Source organism: Acidovorax sp. Leaf191, assembly GCF_001424425.1.
Lineage (GTDB): Bacteria > Pseudomonadota > Gammaproteobacteria > Burkholderiales > Burkholderiaceae_C > Acidovorax.
Window position 1 is genome coordinate 563,904 of record NZ_LMPT01000019.1, and the last position, 16,811, is coordinate 580,714.

Sequence of the window (16,811 nt, forward strand, 5' to 3'; positions counted from 1 at the left end):
CGCCCGTACGGCGCGCCATCGAAAGTCGATCCATGCTGCTCTTGCGCAATGCGTCCGTTCGCCTGCTGTTCGCGGGCCAGGCCCTGTACTGGGGCTGCTCCATCATCGGCATCACGCTGACCTCCATCGTGGGCGCGCGGCTGGCGCCCTGGCCGGTGCTGGCCACGCTGCCGCTGGCGCTGCTGGTGCTGGGCAACCTGGTGGTGGTGCAGCCGCTGTCGCTGTTCATGCAGCGCCGGGGGCGGCGTGCGGGGCTGCAGGCCGGCGCGCTCTTTGGCGTGGCGGGCGGGCTGGTGAGCATGGTGGGCGTGCAGTGGGGCAGCTTTGCCGTGTTCTGCGCGGGCACGCTGGCCATCGGCGCGTATCAGGCCTCGTCGGGCTACTACACCTATGCGGCGCTGGAGGCGGTCGATCCCATGCAGAAAGGCCGTGCCACGGCCTGTGTGGTGGCGGGTGGCCTGTGTGCGGCGGTGTTTGCGCCGCCGCTCGCGTTGTGGTCGCGCAATGTGCTGGCCACGCCGCTGGCGGGCGCGTACCTGGCCATTGCGGTGCTGGCCGCGCTGGGCTGGGCGGTGATGGCGCTGCTGCGCGAGGGCGTGGCGCCCAAGCCGGCGGCGGGCGGCATGGCAGCCATGCGCAGTCTGCTCGTGCGGCCCGGCCTGCGGGCAGCGGTGGTGATGACGGCCATCGGCCACGGACTGATGATTCTGGTGATGAACGCCACGCCGCTGGCGATGGAGGTGTGCGGGTTTTCGGCAGCATCGGCGGCGCAGGTGATCCAGTGGCATGTGATCGGCATGTTCGCGCCTGCGCTGTTCTCGGGTGTGCTGGTGGACCGCTTCGGCAGCCGCAGCGTGGCGGCGGTGGGCGCGGCGTGCCTGGCGGCCAGCGCGGTGGTGGCGTTGTCGGGCCTCTCGTTCACCGAGTTTTTGGCCAGCTCTTTTCTGCTCGGCACGGGCTGGAATCTGATGGTGATCTCGGGCACCACCCTGCTGGCGGAGAACCACGCACCCGGGGAGCGCGGACAGGCCCAGGCGCTGATGCAGCTGGCCAACGGCATCGTGGCGGCGATGATGTCCTTTGCCTCTGGCGCGCTGCTCAGCGGCGCGGGCTGGACGGCGATCAACGCGGTGGCGCTGCCGCTGCTGGCCGTGGCGGCGGGCCTGCTGTTCGTGCGGGGGCGCGGCGCACCGGCTGCCGCGGGCTGATCAGGCCGCCATCGAACGCTCGCGCACGAAGTCGATGAAGCGCGCGAGGGCCGGGTTGTTGAGCGCGGCGGGCCACACCAGGCTGGTCTCACACACGGGCAGCAGCGGCTCGGCAGGGGATTTGGCTGCCTTAGCCCTGGCCTTGGCGGGTGCAGGCCCAAAAGCATCGGCCCCGCGGTACACCACGCCCTCGCGGCGGAACTGGGTCACGCTCTCGGGCACCCAGGCCACGCCCAGGCCGCCCCACACTAGGTTGACGATGGTCTGCATCTGGATGGCCTCTTGCGCCACCACGGGCACGCGGCCCGCCGCGTGGTACAGCGCGAAGACGGCATCGTGCAGCGAGGGGACGATGCGGCGCGGAAAGATCACCAGGGGCTCGGCCAGCACCTCGGGCAGATCCAGGCGCGGCGCCAGCGCCAGGGGGTGGCTGGCCGGTAACGCCAACACCAGCGGCTCTTCGGCCACGGCCAGGCGCGCGAGTTCGGGCGGCGCGAAGCCCGGCGAATGCAGCATCAGCCCCGCATCGAGTTCACCGCGCGAGAACAGCGCACGCTGCACATCGCCCGTGGCCTCCACCAGCTCCAGCGACACCTGCGGGCACAGCACCCGAAAGTCGCGCACCCATTCGGGCAGCCGCTCAAAGCCGATGGTGGAGACGAACGCCAGCCGCACCCGCCCCACCTCGCCCGCCGCTGCCGCACGCGCGCGCACCGGAAGCGCCTGCGCGCGCTCCAGAAAGTCGCGCACATCAGGCAGCAGCGCCTCGCCCGCCGGTGTCAGCGCCACGCGGCGGCGCGTGCGGTCGAACAGCATCACGCCCAGCGACCGCTCCATCTGCGCGATGGCCTGGGTCAGCGGCGGCTGGGTCATGTGCAGGCGGATGGACGCGCGGCCGAAGTGCAGCTCTTCGGCCACGGCCACGAACTGGCGCCAGGCGCGCACGTCGATGAGTGGTTCTTTCATGCGGTTTTGATCCAGTGATATGTTTTATATATTACTGAAGCAGTCGAAAGGGATTGGAAACGCCCGTCCAAACCTCGCATACTTGCACCCCGACAGCCAAAGACCCGCGCGCCCGTCCCTGCGGCGTCTTCCCACTACAACGATTCACTCCCCCACCAGGACCAACGCCATGGCAGACAGCAAGACCATCCCGATCCAGCCCATCAACCACCGCAGCGCCAACATCACGCAAGGCAAATCGCGCGCGCCCAACCGGTCCATGTACTACGCCATGGGCTACGAAGAGGGTGACTTCGTCAAGCCCATGGTCGGCGTAGCCAACGGCCACAGCACCATCACCCCGTGCAACAGCGGCCTGCAGAAGCTGGCCGACGCAGCCATCGCAGGCATCGAGGAAGCAGGCGGCAACGCCCAGGTGTTCGGCACGCCCACCATCTCGGACGGCATGGCCATGGGCACCGAAGGCATGAAGTACAGCCTGGTGAGCCGTGAAGTCATCAGCGATTGCATCGAGACCTGCGTGGGCGGCCAGTGGATGGACGGCGTGCTGGTGGTCGGCGGCTGCGACAAGAACATGCCCGGCGGCCTCATGGGCATGCTGCGCGCCAACGTGCCTGCCATCTACGTGTACGGCGGCACCATCCTGCCGGGCCGCTACCAGGACAAGGACCTGAACATCGTGAGCGTGTTCGAGGCCGTGGGCGAGAACGCCGCCGGCAAACTGAGCGACTTCGACCTCAAGGAGATCGAAAAGCGCGCGATCCCCGGCACCGGCTCGTGCGGCGGCATGTACACCGCGAACACCATGTCCAGCGCCTTCGAGGCCCTGGGCATCAGCCTGCCGTATTCGTCCACCATGGCCAACCCGCACGACGAGAAGATGAACTCGGCCAAGGAATCGGCCAAGGTGCTGATCGAGGCCATCAAGATGGACCTGAAGCCCCGCGACATCGTGACCAAGAAGGCCATCGAGAACGCCGTGGCCGTGATCATGGCCACCGGCGGCTCCACCAACGCCGTGCTGCACTTCCTGGCCATCGCGCACGCAGCGGGCGTGGAATGGGACATCGACGACTTCGAGCGCATCCGCAAGCAGACCCCCGTGCTGTGCGACCTCAAGCCCAGCGGCAAGTACCTGGCCGTGGACCTGCACCGCGCAGGCGGCATTCCGCAGGTCATGAAGGTGCTGCTCAATGCTGGCCTGCTGCATGGCGACTGCATCACCATCAGCGGCAAGACGATTGCCGAAGTGCTCAAGGACGTGCCCGATGTGCCGCGTGCCGACCAGGACGTGATCCGCAACATCGACAACCCCATGTACGCGCAGGGCCACCTGGCCATCCTGAAGGGCAACTTGAGCCCCGAAGGCGCTGTCGCCAAGATCACCGGCCTGAAGAACCCTGTCATCACTGGCCCGGCCCGCGTGTTCGACGACGAGCAATCGGCCCTGGAAGCCATCCTGGCCGGCAAGATCAAGGCGGGCGACGTGATGGTGCTGCGCTACCTGGGTCCCAAGGGCGGCCCCGGCATGCCCGAGATGCTGGCCCCCACGGGCGCGCTGATCGGCGCCGGCCTGGGCGAAAGCGTGGGCCTGATCACCGACGGACGGTTCTCCGGCGGCACCTGGGGCATGGTGGTCGGCCACGTGGCGCCCGAAGCGGCAGCGGGCGGCACCATTGCCTTTGTCAACGAAGGCGACAGCATCACCATCGATGCGCGCCAGTTGCTGCTGGAGCTGAACGTGCCCGAAGAAGAAATCGCCAAGCGCCGCGCCGCCTGGACGGCCCCCGCTCCGCGCTACACCCGCGGCGTGCAGGCGAAGTTTGCCTTCAATGCATCGAGCGCGAGCAAGGGTGCTGTCCTGGACGCCTATTGAGCGTTTATCGATGGATGGGCGGGTAGGCAGGCCTCGGGGCCAGCCCGCCGTGCACACCGGAAACAAAAAAACGCCCACGGCACGTTGTCATGGGCGTTTTGTTTTCTAGCGGTTGTTCGCGGCAGCCTTGCGCACTGCAACGGTAAGCAAAACTGCCCGACGGACGCGCGGCCCCGGGGCGAGACCGCAGCGCGCCTCAGCGAGGCTTGCGTGGACGAATGCCCAGGGCTTCCTTGTTCTTGTTGATCCGGTCCTGCTTGCGCTGGTCCATCTTTTCCATGGCTTTACGTTTGGTATATCCGGTGGAATCAGCCCAGGCCCACCATAGGACAGTGGCACCGAAAGGCGCCATGATCCACCACCAGGACCAGTTGGCGACAGGGCCGATTTCGAAGTATTTCAGCGCCAGCAAAATCAGTGAAAGGCCCAGCAGATACATCGCAATCTCCAGAAAATGCCATCAAAGGCTCGATTGACCGGGCACGCAGGCATGTCAACCCAAGTCACTACAATCCCATTAAAAGAACTGTAACCCAACCCACAGGAAAACCCACCATGAAGCGCACCCTGATCACACTCGCGATGACACTGTCGGTTGCGGCCCCCGCGATGGCCGACCAGGCGCTGGCCACGGCCAAGAACTGCATGGCCTGCCACGCGGTGGACAAGAAGCTGGTGGGTCCGTCGTACAAGGACGTGGCAGCCAAGTATGCAGGCCAGAAGGACGCCGTGGACAAGCTGGCCGCCAAGATCATCAAGGGCGGCGCGGGCGTATGGGGCCCGGTCCCCATGCCCGCTAATGCGCAGGTCAACGATGCCGATGCCAAGAAGCTGGCGGCCTGGGTGCTGACGCAGAAGTAACCACCACTGCCGGTTTGACGGCCATCTTGAGCCCGACGGCCTGAACCTCGTTAAAAAACAGCCGCGTCACTTGAAAAGGTGACGCGGCTGTTTTCATGGTGGTTGGCCATGTTGAGGTGGCTGGCTGCTGGCCAGCCACACTTGCGGCTACACGATGGGCGTGACCACCTGATGTGCTTGATCGCGCGTGCGCAGTTGATGCTCCAGCTGGCCCACATAGGCGGCCGTGGCGTTGTCCGACTCTTCGACGCGGGTGGCCAGGCGCTGCTCCAGGGTGTCGAGCCGCGCGAGCACGGCCGTGTGGGCCTGGCCCTGCTGGATTTCCAGGAAGTGCCGCAGTTCAGTGAAGCGCGAGGCCTCGGCCTTGTCGGCCAGTTCACGCTGGACCTGCATTTCCTTGGTGTGGCGGCGCGTCTCCAGCAGCACGGAGCCCTGCAGCGACAGCACGTAGGCCACGAAGAAGATGGCAAGCAAGGTGGTGAGGCCGAGCATCAACAGGCCCAGGGGCGCCTCGACCGTGGTCAGCCCGAGCGACACCGTGGTGGGGACGGCCAGCATCGGCCAGTTGAGGAAGGCCAGTGCGGCGATGGCCAGCACGACGAGAAACAGGACGGCAGAACGAAAGTGCATGGTGAAATCTCCGGTAGGCAGCGTGCGACCTTGCCAGAATGGGCGGGCCGGTCACGCGGTGCCGCCGTTGTAACGCATGCCAATGGGGTTGGCGCGGCCGGGCCGGCGATTTCAGATGGTGTCCTACAGGGGCAGCAGGATGTGCCGGCTGTGAAGCTCCGACATCGCACTTTTCGATCCATGGGCTGCGGCGTCGATCACCGTTGGTGGGTGATCGAGCCGGGTTTTGTGGCCACGTCACATCGCTGCGCGATATGAGTGGCCACGCACCCTGCAAGCGCTCCGCGCGGGCGCCGTTGCACGGCGCCCTTCTCGATCAGTTGGCCTTGGCCAACTGATCGAGAATTGCAGGATTCTCCAACGTACTGGTGTCCTGCGTGATGGCCTCGCCCTTGGCAATGCTGCGCAGCAGCCGGCGCATGATCTTGCCGCTGCGGGTCTTGGGCAGGTTGTCGCCGAAGCGGATGTCCTTGGGCTTGGCAATCGGGCCGATTTCCTTGGCGACCCAGGCGCGCAGTTCGTTGGCGATCTGCTTGGCCTCCTCGCCGGTGGGGCGCGAGCGCTTGAGCACCACGAAGGCGCAGATCGCCTCGCCGGTCACGTCGTCGGGGCGGCCCACCACGGCCGCTTCGGCGACCAGGTCGGTCTTGGAGACCAGGGCCGATTCGATCTCCATCGTGCCCATGCGGTGACCCGACACGTTGAGCACGTCGTCGATGCGGCCGGTGATGCGGAAGTAGCCGCGGTCCGCACTGCGCACCGCGCCGTCGCCGGCCAGGTAGTAGCCCTTGAGCTCTTCGGGGAAGTAGGCCTTCTTGAAGCGCTCGGGGTCGTTCCAGATGGTGCGGATCATGCTCGGCCAGGGCTTCTTGATGACCAGGATGCCGCCCGCGCCGTTGGCGACGTCGTTGCCGGTTTCATCCACGATGGCGGCTGCGATGCCGGGCAAGGGCAGCGTGCAGCTGCCAGGCACCAGCGGGGTTGCGCCAGGCAGTGGGGTGATGACGTGGCCGCCGGTTTCGGTCTGCCAGAAGGTATCGACGATGGGGCAGCGCTCGCCGCCCACGTTCTTGTGGTACCACATCCAGGCTTCGGGGTTGATGGGCTCGCCCACGCTGCCCAGGATGCGCAGGCTCGTCAGGTCCGAGCGCGCGGGGTGCACCGCGGCGTCGCCTTCGGCGGCCTTGATCAGCGAGCGGATGGCCGTGGGTGCGGTGTAGAAGATCGAGACCTTGTGCTTCTCGATCATCTGCCAGAAGCGGCCTGCGTTGGGGTAGGTGGGGATGCCTTCGAAGACCACCTGCGTCGCACCCGCCGCCAGCGGACCGTAGGCCACGTAGGTGTGGCCGGTGATCCAGCCGATGTCGGCCGTGCACCAGAACACATCGTCGGGGCGCAGGTCGAAGGTCCAGTCCATCGTGAGCTTGGCCCACAGCAGGTAGCCGCCCGTGGCGTGCTGCACGCCCTTGGGCTTGCCGGTGGAGCCGCTGGTGTACAGGATGAACAGCGGGTGCTCGGCACCCACGGGCACGGGAGCGCACTCGGTGCTGTGCCCGGCCAGGATCTCGTCGAAGGTCTTGTCGCGCCCGGCCACCATGTTGCAGGCGGTGGCAGTGCGCTGGTAGACGAACACGTTGCGGATGGTGTCGCAGCCGCCGGCAGCCAGGGCCTCGTCGATGATGGCCTTGAGCGGCAGTTCCTTGCCGCCGCGCATCTGGTAGTTGGCGGTGATCACGGCAACCGCGCCCGCGTCGATGATGCGCTCCTGCACGGCCTTGGCACTGAAGCCGCCGAACACCACGCTGTGCGTGGCGCCGATGCGCGCGCAGGCCTGCATGGCGACCACGCCCTCGATGGTCATGGGCATGTAGATCAGCACGCGGTCGCCCTTGGCCACGCCATGGGCCTTGAGCGCGTTGGCGAACTGGCTCACGCGGGCCAGCAGTTCCTTGTACGTGATCTTGGTGACCGTGCCGTCGTCGGCCTCGAAGACGATGGCGGTCTTGTTCTCGGTGGGCGTACCGATGTGGCGGTCCAGGCAGTTGGCGCTGGCGTTGAGTTCGCCGTCGTCGAACCATTTGAAAAACGGGGCGTTGGATGTGTCGAGCGTGCGGGTGAAGGGCTTGCTCCACTGCACGTTCTCGCGCGCCAGGCGGGCCCAGAAGCCTTCGAAGTCCCTGTCGGCCTCGGCGCACAGGGCGTCGTAGCCCGCCATGCCCGAGACGCGGGCGGCTTTGACGATGGCGTCCGACGGCGGGAACACGCGGTTCTCAACCAAAACGGATTCGATCGCGGATGTGGGCGCACTCATGGTGTTGTCTCCTGGTTTTTGATGGAATGGTCTGACAGGCACCGGCCGGCGGGAGCGGCTGTGCGCGCCCCGCGTCGCCTGCCCGGCCTGTCTTTTCTGTGAATTGGGCGGTACTGTCGGACGCCGCACTTACAAGCCACTGACTGGCACGAAGCTTACAGAAAGAGCGCCCCCTGCGCGCCGCGCCGCCATGAAAACTGCGTTGTGGCCTTCGCTGCCTGCGCCTTCGCCGCCAGCCGCTATCCCAAGGCCGGCGAGCGGTCATGCGCTTCTTCTAGAATCGCGCGACCCGATCCAACCCCACCGCCCATGTCCCTCCCCAAAAAATCCGGCACGCCGGTCGCTATGCGTCCCCTTCCTTCCTTGATCTTTGCCAGCCGCTGGCTGCAGCTGCCCCTGTACCTGGGACTGATCCTGGCGCAGGCGGTGTATGTCTTTCACTTCTGGGTGGAACTGGTGCACCTTATCGAGGCGGCGTTCGGCAACACCGCCGCGCTCAAATCGCTGGTCTCCAGCATCGGCTACAAGAGCGACTTTGAAGTCACCGCGCTCAACGAGACCATCATCATGCTGGTGGTGCTGGCGCTGATCGACGTGGTGATGATCTCCAACCTGCTGATCATGGTGATCGTGGGCGGGTACGAAACCTTCGTGTCGCGCCTGCACCTGGAGGACCACCCCGACCAGCCCGAGTGGCTCAGCCACGTGAACGCCTCGGTGCTCAAGGTCAAGCTGGCCACCGCCATCATCGGCATCAGCTCCATCCATTTGCTCAAGACCTTCATCAACGCCGCCAACTACGACGTCAAGGTGCTGATGTGGCAGACCATCATCCACGTGGTGTTCCTGCTCAGCGCACTGGCCATCGCGGCAACCGACCGGCTGATGGCGCACTCCACACCGCCGGTTCGCCACTGAACTGCTGCAGCAGGACGAGGTGCCTGCGTCTTCAACGCCTCCGGCGCGCTGGTGCGGCCCCAGGCGCTTTCCCCCGCGCCAAACTGCAACAGAACGCTTCACCTTCCCGAAGCGTCGATCTCGACCTGAGCGCCCCGGACCGAACCGCCAATGCTGCTGACACACAGCATCGGCCGGGATACCGGGGCGTTTTGTCGTCTCCGCAGCTCCTTGCCAAGCGTAGGCAACGCGCGGATTGCCGTACATCTGATTACGCATTGGCAGCGGTCGAGAGGAACTTTGAGCCTTCATCAACGCAGAATTCTGGCGCCACGCCCATGACCATTGGACGTGGGCACGAGGCACCCGCCACCCTTTTCTGCGCTTTTCCTTGAATCCCATGCACACCAAGTTCTCTGCCCAGCGTTTCCTGGGTTTAGCTCCGCTTTTGCTGATCGCCTTGATGGGATGCGGCCCCAAGCCGGACGCGGCCACAGCCGACACCCCGGCGGCCCCTTCCGCCAACCCAGCCGCTGCCAATTCGGCCACAGCCAACACCGCCGCCGAGCCCGCCCCGCCCGCTGCGGCAGACAACCTCAACGCCAAGCTGCAGACCTACATCAACTGCTACAACCGGCTGGACGAGCGCGCCCACCGCGCCATCAGCCGGTATGCCAGCTGGGTCAAGAACATGCAGGCAGGCCCCACCGGCAACGAAATGGTGGTCTACGGGCTGTACTCCATCTCCAGCGACGACGTGACCGCCTGCGCGGCCCAGTTCACGCAGGCGGCCGCCCTGTCCCCGGCCCTGCCCGCACTCGACGCCGCTGGCAAGAACTACATGGCCTCGCTCTCGGCCATGGACAAGCTCGTGGCGGACGCCTACACCTACTACGACCGCGAAAACTACAAGGACGACAAGTTCGCCAAGGGCAAGGCCATCCACGGCCCCCTGGTGGCCAGCTTCGAAAGCTTCGACCAGGCCAGCACCGTGTTCTCGAAAGCGCTGGATGCCGAAAACGACAACCTGCTGGCCGCGCAGCTCGCGCAGATCGAAAAGACCCAGGGCCGCAAGCTGCCGTACTACCAGATGGCGTTGATGAACAAGGCCAAGGGCCTGGCCGATGTGCTGGGCGACGAGACCTTCGATGCCGCCGCTGCTGCGCCGCGCCTGCAAGCCTACGAGGCCATGGCCGATGAGGCCATGGCGTTCGCCAAGCCGATCAAGGACGAGGTGCCGCACGGCTGGTCGAGCTTCGAGCGCAGCGCCGAAGAGTTCCGCAAGGCGTCCAAGGAGCGCTTTCGGCGCGTGCGCGACAAGGTGCCCTACAACGACGGCGAGCGCATGATGCTCAAGCCCGGCAGCGGCTGGATGGTGGAAGGCAGCAGCGAAAAGCTGGTCAAGGCCTACAACGACCTCGTGAACGCCAGCAACGCGCTGTAGCAGTGGCACCCGGGCCCCGGGCACCTGCGCAGGCGGGCGGCCCGGCTCCCAGATTTCTCCGCAATCGGTGGGCACAGTGCAGGCCATACCCACTTGCAGGAGAACTACCATGGCCCGATTTTCTGCCGCCATTGCGCCCACCACCACTTCGTCATCGCCGGCCGCGACAGTCGCACCACCGAGTTCAACACCCGCCAGCCGCCGTTTCGCCCTGAACGCCCTGGGCTCGCTGGGCATGGCCACCTTGCTGGGCTGCGGCGGCGGGGGCAGCGACAGCGAGTCCACCGACACCGCCGGTAGCGGTAGCGGCACGGACACTGGCACGGGAACGACCACCGATACGGGCACCGGTACGACAGGAACGGGCACCACGACCACCTGCTCGGTCGTGCCCGAAGAGACCGCCGGCCCCTACCCGGCCGATGGCTCCAACGCCAGCAACAACACCTACAACGTGCTCGCGCTCAGCGGCATCGTGCGCTCGGACATCCGCTCCTCCATCGGCTCGTCCACGCAGGTCAGCGGCGTGCCGTTCACCATCACCATCACGCTGACCAACACCAACGCCAGCTGCGCCGCGCTGTCGGGCTACGCCATCTACCTATGGCACTGCACGCAGGACGGCAACTACTCGGTCTACAGCTCCAACAACATCGCCGACAACTACCTGCGCGGCGTGCAGGCCACCGATGCCAACGGCACGGTCACCTTCACCACCATCGTGCCGGGCTGCTATGCGGGCCGCATGCCGCACATGCACCTGGAGGTCTACCGCAGCCTGTCTGCGGCCAGCAATGCCAGCAACAAGATCAAGACCACGCAACTGGCCTTCCCCACCGCGCTGCTGAGCACCATCTACAACGCCAATTCGGGCTACAGCGCCAGCGTGCGCAACCTCGCGTCCATGTCGTTCGCCACCGACAACGTGTTCAGCGACGGCACCACGCTGGAGATGACCACCATGCAGGCCAACAGCGGTGGCGGGTACTCGGCCCATATCACGATCTCTGTGGCTGCATAGGCTCCCCCTGAGTCGCCTTCGGCCCCCCGGAGGGCGACGCGCCCGATCGCCCGGCAAAGCCGTTTCAGTCCCTGACCCCCCTGAGTCGCCTTCGGCGCCTTCCCCCGGAGGGGGACGCACCCGATGGCCCGGCGAAGCCGGTTCCATGGGTGCACGTGGCTGGGGCGCGCCGGTTTCGACCAGTGTGCGGAGTGTGCGGACCGTCGCTCCTCGCCAAGCGTCGCCAGCGCCGCTGCCGCCCACAACGGCTCACCAGTTCACCAATCCATGCGGGCCGCGACGGTCTCGCTTTTTTCTTTTCTTCAACCACCTCAAGGAATCTGCACCATGCTTCTTCGTTCTCTTCACCACTGCAGCCTCGCACGCGCAGCGCTCGTGGCCGTGCTCGCCGCAATGTCCGCGACACCGGTGCTCGCGCAACCCCAGGGCCGCCAGGGTCCGCCCGCGCCGCCGCCCGAGGCGTATGCCGCCTGCCAGGGCAAGGCCGAGGGCGCCAGCGTCACGCTGACCATGCCGGACGGCAAGTCGCTCGCGGGCACATGCCGCACAATGGACGGCACCCTGGTGGCCATGCCTGCGGGCGGGCCCGGCGGTGCAGGCGGCCCGCCGCCCGCACGCTGACCTCCTTTGAAGCCGTTTCGCTGTCCCGATGCCTTCACTCACCCTGCACCGCAAAGCCTTTCTGGCCCTGGCCGCCTTGCTGGTGGCCTTGCTGCTGATCTTTGCGGGGTTTTCGCGGCTGGGGCTGCAGCGCGGGCTGGGGCCGTATGTGGCCGAGATCGAACTCGCCCGCATGGACTGGCTGGCAGAGCGCCTGCAGGCACACTACCTGCATGTGGGTGGCTGGGACACGCTGCGCAACCAGCCCGGCCTGTGGGGCCGGCTCAGCCACCCGGGCGGCGGCCAGCGCAGGGCGGGTGGTGGCGCGGCCGACGGCTTCGCCCCGCCCCCGTCCATGGGCAACGCGCCCTCCGGCACCACTTCGTCGGCCGAGAGTGCCAACCCATTTGCGGGCCCGTACGGCGGCCCTCCCCGCGCCGCCACCGGCGAGCGCAGCGGTGGCTGGCAGCCCCCACCCCAAGGCGCCGCGCCGCCGGACGGGCCACCGCCCGACCAGCGCGGCAACAGCATGGGAATGACGGGCCCGTCGGCCGACGGCCGCCCGCCCCTGCCGCCGCAGCGCCACCCCGACGACCTCTTTCCCCGCCTGGGCCTGCTGGATGCGCAGGACGGGCTGGTCGCGGGCACCGCACCACAGCCCGGCGGCGCACGCCTGGCCTTGCGGGGTGCCAACGGCGCCACCATCGGCCACCTGGTGCTGGCGCCACCCCAAGGCGTGCGCAGCGAAGCCGACCAGGCCTTTCTGGCGCAGCAACTGGGCTTTGTGGTCTGGACGGGCCTCGCGGGGCTGGTGCTGGCGCTGCTGCTCTCGGGCTGGCTGGCACGGCGGTGGCTGGCACCGGTCGATGCGCTGGCCAGCGGCGCACGCGAGATTGCACAGGGCCACCTGCACACCCGCGTGCCGGTGCACGGCCACGACGAAATGGCCCAACTGGCCCGCACCTTCAACACCATGGCCGAACAGCTCGGCAGCATCGAGGCCTCGCGCCGCCAGTGGCTGGGCGACGTGGCCCACGAGCTGCGCACGCCGCTGGCGGCCATGCGCGCAGAGATCGAGGCCGTGCAGGACGGCGTGCGCACCTTCGACGACAAGACCGCGCTGCGCCTGCACCGGCAGGTGATGCGCCTCATCCAGCTGGTGGGCGACCTGCGCGCCAGCCTGGACGCAGCGGGCACCAGCGCGCCGTCGGCCCAGGTGCCGGTGCACCCGCTCTCGCTGCTGTCCGAAGCCCTGGCCTCGATGCGCCCGCGCCTGGCGCAGGCCCGCATCGCCGTGGACACCATGGGCCTCGACGCGCTGGCCACGCAGTCGCCCGCGCCGCTGGTGCGGGGCGACGCGCAGCAACTGCACCAGGTGTTCCTGAACCTGCTGGAAAACAGCCTGCGCTACACCGATGCGGGGGGCCTGCTGCGCATCGCGGCATTCGAAGCCGAGGCCCCGGGCGGCGCACCGCTGCTGCGTATGCAACTGGACGACAGCGCGCCTGGCGTCGCCGCACACGAGCTGCCCCGCATCTTCGAGCGCCTGTACCGGGCCGACACCTCGCGCAACCGCGACCACGGCGGTTCAGGCCTGGGCCTGGCCATCTGCCGGGCCATCGTGCTGGCGCATGGCGGCACCCTGGCGGCCGAGGCGTCGCCCCTGGGCGGCCTGCGCATCACGCTGGACCTGCCCCTGCTGGACAACTCCCCATCCACCCCGTGACATGACCCACCGCATCCTCGTCGTCGAAGACGAACCCGACATCGCCGCCATCGTGGTCGACTACCTGCGCCACGCGGGCTACGCCGTCGAGCACCACGCCGACGGCCGCACGGCGCTGGCCAGCATGCTGGCGGCGCCGCCCGCGCTGACCCTGCTGGACATCATGCTGCCCGGCATGGATGGCCTGGAGGTGCTGCGCCAGGCCCGCCGCCACACACAGCACCCCATCATCATGCTGACCGCCCGCGTGGAAGAGGTGGACCGCCTCATCGGCCTGGAGCTGGGCGCCGACGACTACATCTGCAAGCCGTTCTCGCCGCGCGAGGTGGTGGCCCGCGCCAAGGCCGTGCTGCGCCGCGCCGCGGCCACGCCGCCGCCGCCGCCGGGCACCACCACCACCGTGGCGGCGCTGGTACTCGACGAGCTGCACTGGCAGGCCACGCTGCACGGCACGCCGCTGGGCCTCACGCGGCGGGAGTTTCGGCTTCTGCAGGTGCTGGCCCGCCACCGCGGGCGCATCTTCTCGCGCGCGCAGCTGCTGGACCAGGCGTACGACGACACGCTCGATGTGAACGAGCGCGCCATCGACAGCCACATCAAGAACCTGCGCAAGAAGCTCAAGGCCGCCAGCGCCGACGGCAGCGACTGGATCCGCTCGGTGTACGGGGTGGGCTTTGCGCTGGACCCGAGCGCGACTGCAGGTGAGTGACAGGGCGCGCAGCGGGACGCACAGGCCGCGGCATGCGGGCAGGAGCGCCCGCGCAGGGGCTGCTTGCGCAGACCCGCCCACACAGCACGCATCCCATCGACGCTGCCGCATCCCCGGTTGCTATCAATTAAATAGCTGGTAGCGCCCGTCCATCAAGCGGCAGGGCCATTTTTTACTCGGATGGATGGCGCCATCATCGAAGAGTCCGGCCGATGTCTCACTTTGCCGCACGCAGCGCACCTACACCGCCGCAGACCAGGCACGGGTCTGATCGGGCCACACATTGGTCCATCCTCCATACCGCCCCGATGCCCGCTACATCCTCTTCGACCCGCGCATCTGCGCCCCCCAAAACCACAACCCCCCGCCAGCCCAGGCTGCCCGGCGGCCTGGTGTACGTCACGCCCGACATGCCCGGTCTGTCGCGGGTGCCCAGCGGCGAAAAGGCGTTTCGCTACCGCCAGCCCGATGGGCAGTGGCTCAAGGATGCGGAAGAGATCGCCCGCATCCAGCGCCTGGCCATCCCGCCGGCGTACACCGACGTGTGGATTTGCCCGCGGCCCAACGGCCACCTGCAGGCCACCGGGCTCGACGCGCGCGGACGGCGCCAGTACCGCTACCACGCGCAGTGGCGCGCGCAGCGCGACGAGGGCAAGTTCGAGCACATGCAGGCCTTCGGGCGTGCCCTGCCGCGCATCCGCGCCCGTGTGGCACGCGACCTGGCCGCGCACCGCAGCGGCCAGCCGCTGTCGCGCACGCTGGTACTGGCCACACTGGTGCGCCTGCTGGACACCACCTATCTGCGCGTGGGCAACGAGGAATACGCCGCCACCAACAAATCGTACGGCCTGACCACGCTGCGCACGCGGCATGTGCAGGTCAAAGGCAGCCAGCTGACGCTGCGGTTTCGCGGCAAGAGCGGCGTGCAGCAGGAGGCCGAACTCAGCGACCCCCGTGTGGCCCGCGTGGTGCGGCACTGCCAGCAGTTGCCGGGGCAGGAGCTCTTCCAGTACGAAGATGAGGACGGCACCCCGCGCACCGTGGGCTCGGGCGACGTGAATGACTACCTGCGCGAGATCACGCACGGCGCGTCCGACACCGACGGCGATCACTTCACCGCGAAGGACTTTCGCACCTGGCACGGCACCACGCAGGCGCTGGAGCTGACGCGCCTGGCGTGCACACAGGCCGACGCCGCAGACCCCACCGACAAGAGCGTGCGCTACACCGCCAAGACCATCCTCGCCGAGGTGGCGCGCCAGCTGGGCAACACGCCCGCCGTGTGCAAGAAGTCGTACGTGCATCCCGCGGTGCTGGAGCTGGGCTCGCGCCTGGCATCCGACGCCGGGCCCGGCATGCAGGACGTGTGGGACCGCATCGGCGGCAGCGCGTCGCCACGCGGCCTGAGCGCGGCAGAGCGCCGCTTGCTGGCGTTCTTGCGCAAACCGCGCAAGACACCCAAGACGCCGAAAGCCTCCAAAGCCGGCAAGGTACAGGTGCGCGCACAAGCCAAGGCATAGGTGACACGCGGGAGGCAGGCACGCAGGCAATTTTCGTCAACAGGCCGCGGGGTGTCGCGCAGGTGCCGCGCGCCCCCTGATGCCGCAAGCCGGATCGCTAAACTGCGAAGCTGCGCTTTTCTCCACCGCCCTTCAGCCCGGCCCTGCGCACAGGCCGGCTCCGTTCATCTGCAGCCTGCCGCCATGTCCACAGACACGCTTTCCACGCCAGAGTCCGCGAATCTCCTGGCCGACCGCCACCAGCAACGCCCCTTCCTGAGCCTGCCCGAACGCGAAGCCATCAACCGCGGCCGCTGGTTCGCCGCGCTCACGCCATCGCTGCGGCACGACATCTTTCGGCTGGGCCGCGTCACACGCTACACCCACGGCCAGATGATCGTAGAGCAAGGTGACCTGGCGCAGGACTGGTTTGCGTGCGCGAGCGGCGCCATCCGGTTTCGGCGCACCACGCCGTCGGGCAAGCAGGTGACGCTGGCCTATGTGGAGCCCGGCATCTGGGTGGGCGAGGCCGAGGTGCTGCACCGCGGCCCCAACACCTACGACGCGCACGCCCATGGCCCCACCACGGTGCTGAGCGTGGCCGAGGGCGTCTTCCGCCAGTTGCTGCGCGAACATTCGGAGTTCGGCGAGGCGCTGCTCACGCTGCAGGCGCGCCGCATGCGCTACCTGTACTGGATGATGGAAGACATGGCCACCCTGCCCCTGCGCGCGCGGCTGGCCAAGCAGCTGCTGCACGTGCTGCGCCGCTTTGGCGAGCGCGCCGCCGTGCCCGGCCAGCGCGGCGCCATCGGGCTGTCGCTGGTGCAGGACGAGCTGGCGCAGCTGCTGGGCGGTTCACGCCAACGCATCAATGTGGAATTGAAGTGGATGGAGCGCGAAGGCATCATCGGCATCCACCAGCGCAGCATCGTGGTCTACCAGCAGGAGCAGCTCGAAGCACTGGCGCAGCAGGAAGCGTCGCAGCACGGTGACTGACGGTCACGGCACTGCACGAGCGCACGAATGGCGAGGACGGCGGATATCGCGCCAACAGTGTGCGGCC

Annotated in this window: 15 protein-coding genes; 11 read left to right on the plus strand and 4 right to left on the minus strand. The window is 67.7% G+C overall.

Going from position 1 to position 16,811, the window contains the following annotated elements; genetic code table 11:
- Nucleotides 1-32 precede the first annotated feature (32 nt).
- Entirely contained in the window at nucleotides 33-1,208 is a 1,176-nt protein-coding gene (locus ASG27_RS16600) for an MFS transporter (RefSeq protein WP_056418625.1), read from the plus strand.
- On the opposite strand, the gene ASG27_RS16605 is transcribed toward ASG27_RS16600, so the two are convergent.
- Nucleotides 1,209-2,174 carry a LysR family transcriptional regulator gene (locus tag ASG27_RS16605; RefSeq protein ID WP_056418627.1) on the minus strand — a complete coding sequence of 322 codons (966 nt, stop codon included), beginning with the start codon at nucleotides 2,172-2,174 and terminating at the stop codon, nucleotides 1,209-1,211.
- Between the two features lie 169 nt (nucleotides 2,175-2,343).
- Between ASG27_RS16605 and ilvD the strand changes: the two genes are divergently transcribed.
- Nucleotides 2,344-4,050 (plus strand): dihydroxy-acid dehydratase, encoded by a 1,707-nt coding sequence (gene ilvD, locus ASG27_RS16610; protein WP_056418630.1) that lies wholly within the window; start codon nucleotides 2,344-2,346, stop codon nucleotides 4,048-4,050.
- 196 nt (nucleotides 4,051-4,246) lie between these two features.
- Here the strand turns inward: ilvD and ASG27_RS16615 are convergent, their stop codons facing one another.
- A complete protein-coding gene (locus ASG27_RS16615; RefSeq protein WP_056418634.1) occupies nucleotides 4,247-4,489 on the minus strand; it encodes a TIGR04438 family Trp-rich protein in 243 nt (80 codons plus the stop codon).
- Between the two features lie 116 nt (nucleotides 4,490-4,605).
- Here ASG27_RS16615 and ASG27_RS16620 point away from each other — a divergent pair, with 116 nt between their 5' ends.
- On the plus strand, nucleotides 4,606-4,911 hold the full coding sequence (locus ASG27_RS16620) for a c-type cytochrome (RefSeq protein ID WP_056169700.1): 306 nt from the start codon (nucleotides 4,606-4,608) through the stop codon (nucleotides 4,909-4,911).
- A 147-nt stretch (nucleotides 4,912-5,058) separates the two neighbouring features.
- Here ASG27_RS16620 and ASG27_RS16625 read toward each other — a convergent pair whose 3' ends face one another.
- Both ASG27_RS16625 and acs read right to left on the minus strand, forming a co-directional pair.
- Nucleotides 5,059-5,541 (minus strand): hypothetical protein, encoded by a 483-nt coding sequence (locus ASG27_RS16625; RefSeq protein WP_056169702.1) that lies wholly within the window; start codon nucleotides 5,539-5,541, stop codon nucleotides 5,059-5,061.
- A 316-nt stretch (nucleotides 5,542-5,857) separates the two neighbouring features.
- The gene (acs, locus tag ASG27_RS16630) at nucleotides 5,858-7,852 is read right to left on the minus strand and encodes an acetate--CoA ligase (RefSeq protein WP_056418637.1); all 1,995 of its coding nucleotides are present in this window, start codon (nucleotides 7,850-7,852) and stop codon (nucleotides 5,858-5,860) included.
- Between the two features lie 309 nt (nucleotides 7,853-8,161).
- On the opposite strand from acs, the gene ASG27_RS16635 reads away from it, so the two are divergent.
- The 8 genes from ASG27_RS16635 (at nucleotide 8,162) to ASG27_RS16670 (ending at nucleotide 16,744) form a co-directional block, all read left to right on the plus strand.
- A complete protein-coding gene (locus ASG27_RS16635; protein ID WP_056418639.1) occupies nucleotides 8,162-8,770 on the plus strand; it encodes a TIGR00645 family protein in 609 nt (202 codons plus the stop codon).
- A 379-nt stretch (nucleotides 8,771-9,149) separates the two neighbouring features.
- Nucleotides 9,150-10,193 carry a YiiG family protein gene (locus ASG27_RS16640; RefSeq protein ID WP_056418643.1) on the plus strand — a complete coding sequence of 348 codons (1,044 nt, stop codon included), beginning with the start codon at nucleotides 9,150-9,152 and terminating at the stop codon, nucleotides 10,191-10,193.
- Nucleotides 10,194-10,302: 109 nt separating this feature from the next.
- Nucleotides 10,303-11,214, plus strand: coding sequence for a dioxygenase family protein (locus ASG27_RS16645; RefSeq protein WP_056418646.1), 912 nt, complete (start codon nucleotides 10,303-10,305; stop codon nucleotides 11,212-11,214).
- Nucleotides 11,215-11,541: 327 nt separating this feature from the next.
- Nucleotides 11,542-11,835 carry a hypothetical protein gene (locus tag ASG27_RS16650; RefSeq protein ID WP_056418648.1) on the plus strand — a complete coding sequence of 98 codons (294 nt, stop codon included), beginning with the start codon at nucleotides 11,542-11,544 and terminating at the stop codon, nucleotides 11,833-11,835.
- A gap of 28 nt (nucleotides 11,836-11,863) precedes the next feature.
- Complete coding sequence (locus tag ASG27_RS16655; protein WP_056418651.1) at nucleotides 11,864-13,540, plus strand: ATP-binding protein; 1,677 nt, start codon at nucleotides 11,864-11,866, stop codon at nucleotides 13,538-13,540.
- A gap of 1 nt (nucleotide 13,541) precedes the next feature.
- The gene (locus ASG27_RS16660) at nucleotides 13,542-14,249 is read left to right on the plus strand and encodes a response regulator (protein ID WP_056418654.1); all 708 of its coding nucleotides are present in this window, start codon (nucleotides 13,542-13,544) and stop codon (nucleotides 14,247-14,249) included.
- Nucleotides 14,250-14,557: 308 nt separating this feature from the next.
- Nucleotides 14,558-15,769, plus strand: coding sequence for a DNA topoisomerase IB (locus ASG27_RS16665; RefSeq protein WP_056418657.1), 1,212 nt, complete (start codon nucleotides 14,558-14,560; stop codon nucleotides 15,767-15,769).
- Between the two features lie 183 nt (nucleotides 15,770-15,952).
- Nucleotides 15,953-16,744 carry a Crp/Fnr family transcriptional regulator gene (locus tag ASG27_RS16670; RefSeq protein WP_056418659.1) on the plus strand — a complete coding sequence of 264 codons (792 nt, stop codon included), beginning with the start codon at nucleotides 15,953-15,955 and terminating at the stop codon, nucleotides 16,742-16,744.
- The last annotated feature ends 67 nt before the right edge of the window (nucleotides 16,745-16,811 follow it).

Bases quoted from the DNA above. Each gene is read 5' to 3' on its own strand.
- ASG27_RS16605 (WP_056418627.1), bottom strand. From the start codon at position 2,174: ATGAAAGAACCACTCATCGACGTGCGCGCCTGGCGCCAGTTCGTGGCC.
- ASG27_RS16670 (WP_056418659.1), top strand. From the start codon at position 15,953: ATGTCCACAGACACGCTTTCCACGCCAGAGTCCGCGAATCTCCTGGCC.
- ASG27_RS16660 (WP_056418654.1), top strand. From the start codon at position 13,542: ATGACCCACCGCATCCTCGTCGTCGAAGACGAACCCGACATCGCCGCC.
- ASG27_RS16635 (WP_056418639.1), top strand. From the start codon at position 8,162: ATGTCCCTCCCCAAAAAATCCGGCACGCCGGTCGCTATGCGTCCCCTT.
- ASG27_RS16600 (WP_056418625.1), top strand. From the start codon at position 33: ATGCTGCTCTTGCGCAATGCGTCCGTTCGCCTGCTGTTCGCGGGCCAG.
- ASG27_RS16655 (WP_056418651.1), top strand. From the start codon at position 11,864: ATGCCTTCACTCACCCTGCACCGCAAAGCCTTTCTGGCCCTGGCCGCC.
- acs (WP_056418637.1), bottom strand. From the start codon at position 7,852: ATGAGTGCGCCCACATCCGCGATCGAATCCGTTTTGGTTGAGAACCGC.
- ASG27_RS16640 (WP_056418643.1), top strand. From the start codon at position 9,150: ATGCACACCAAGTTCTCTGCCCAGCGTTTCCTGGGTTTAGCTCCGCTT.
- ilvD (WP_056418630.1), top strand. From the start codon at position 2,344: ATGGCAGACAGCAAGACCATCCCGATCCAGCCCATCAACCACCGCAGC.
- ASG27_RS16625 (WP_056169702.1), bottom strand. From the start codon at position 5,541: ATGCACTTTCGTTCTGCCGTCCTGTTTCTCGTCGTGCTGGCCATCGCC.
- ASG27_RS16620 (WP_056169700.1), top strand. From the start codon at position 4,606: ATGAAGCGCACCCTGATCACACTCGCGATGACACTGTCGGTTGCGGCC.
- ASG27_RS16665 (WP_056418657.1), top strand. From the start codon at position 14,558: ATGCCCGCTACATCCTCTTCGACCCGCGCATCTGCGCCCCCCAAAACC.
- ASG27_RS16650 (WP_056418648.1), top strand. From the start codon at position 11,542: ATGCTTCTTCGTTCTCTTCACCACTGCAGCCTCGCACGCGCAGCGCTC.
- ASG27_RS16615 (WP_056418634.1), bottom strand. From the start codon at position 4,489: ATGTATCTGCTGGGCCTTTCACTGATTTTGCTGGCGCTGAAATACTTC.
- ASG27_RS16645 (WP_056418646.1), top strand. From the start codon at position 10,303: ATGGCCCGATTTTCTGCCGCCATTGCGCCCACCACCACTTCGTCATCG.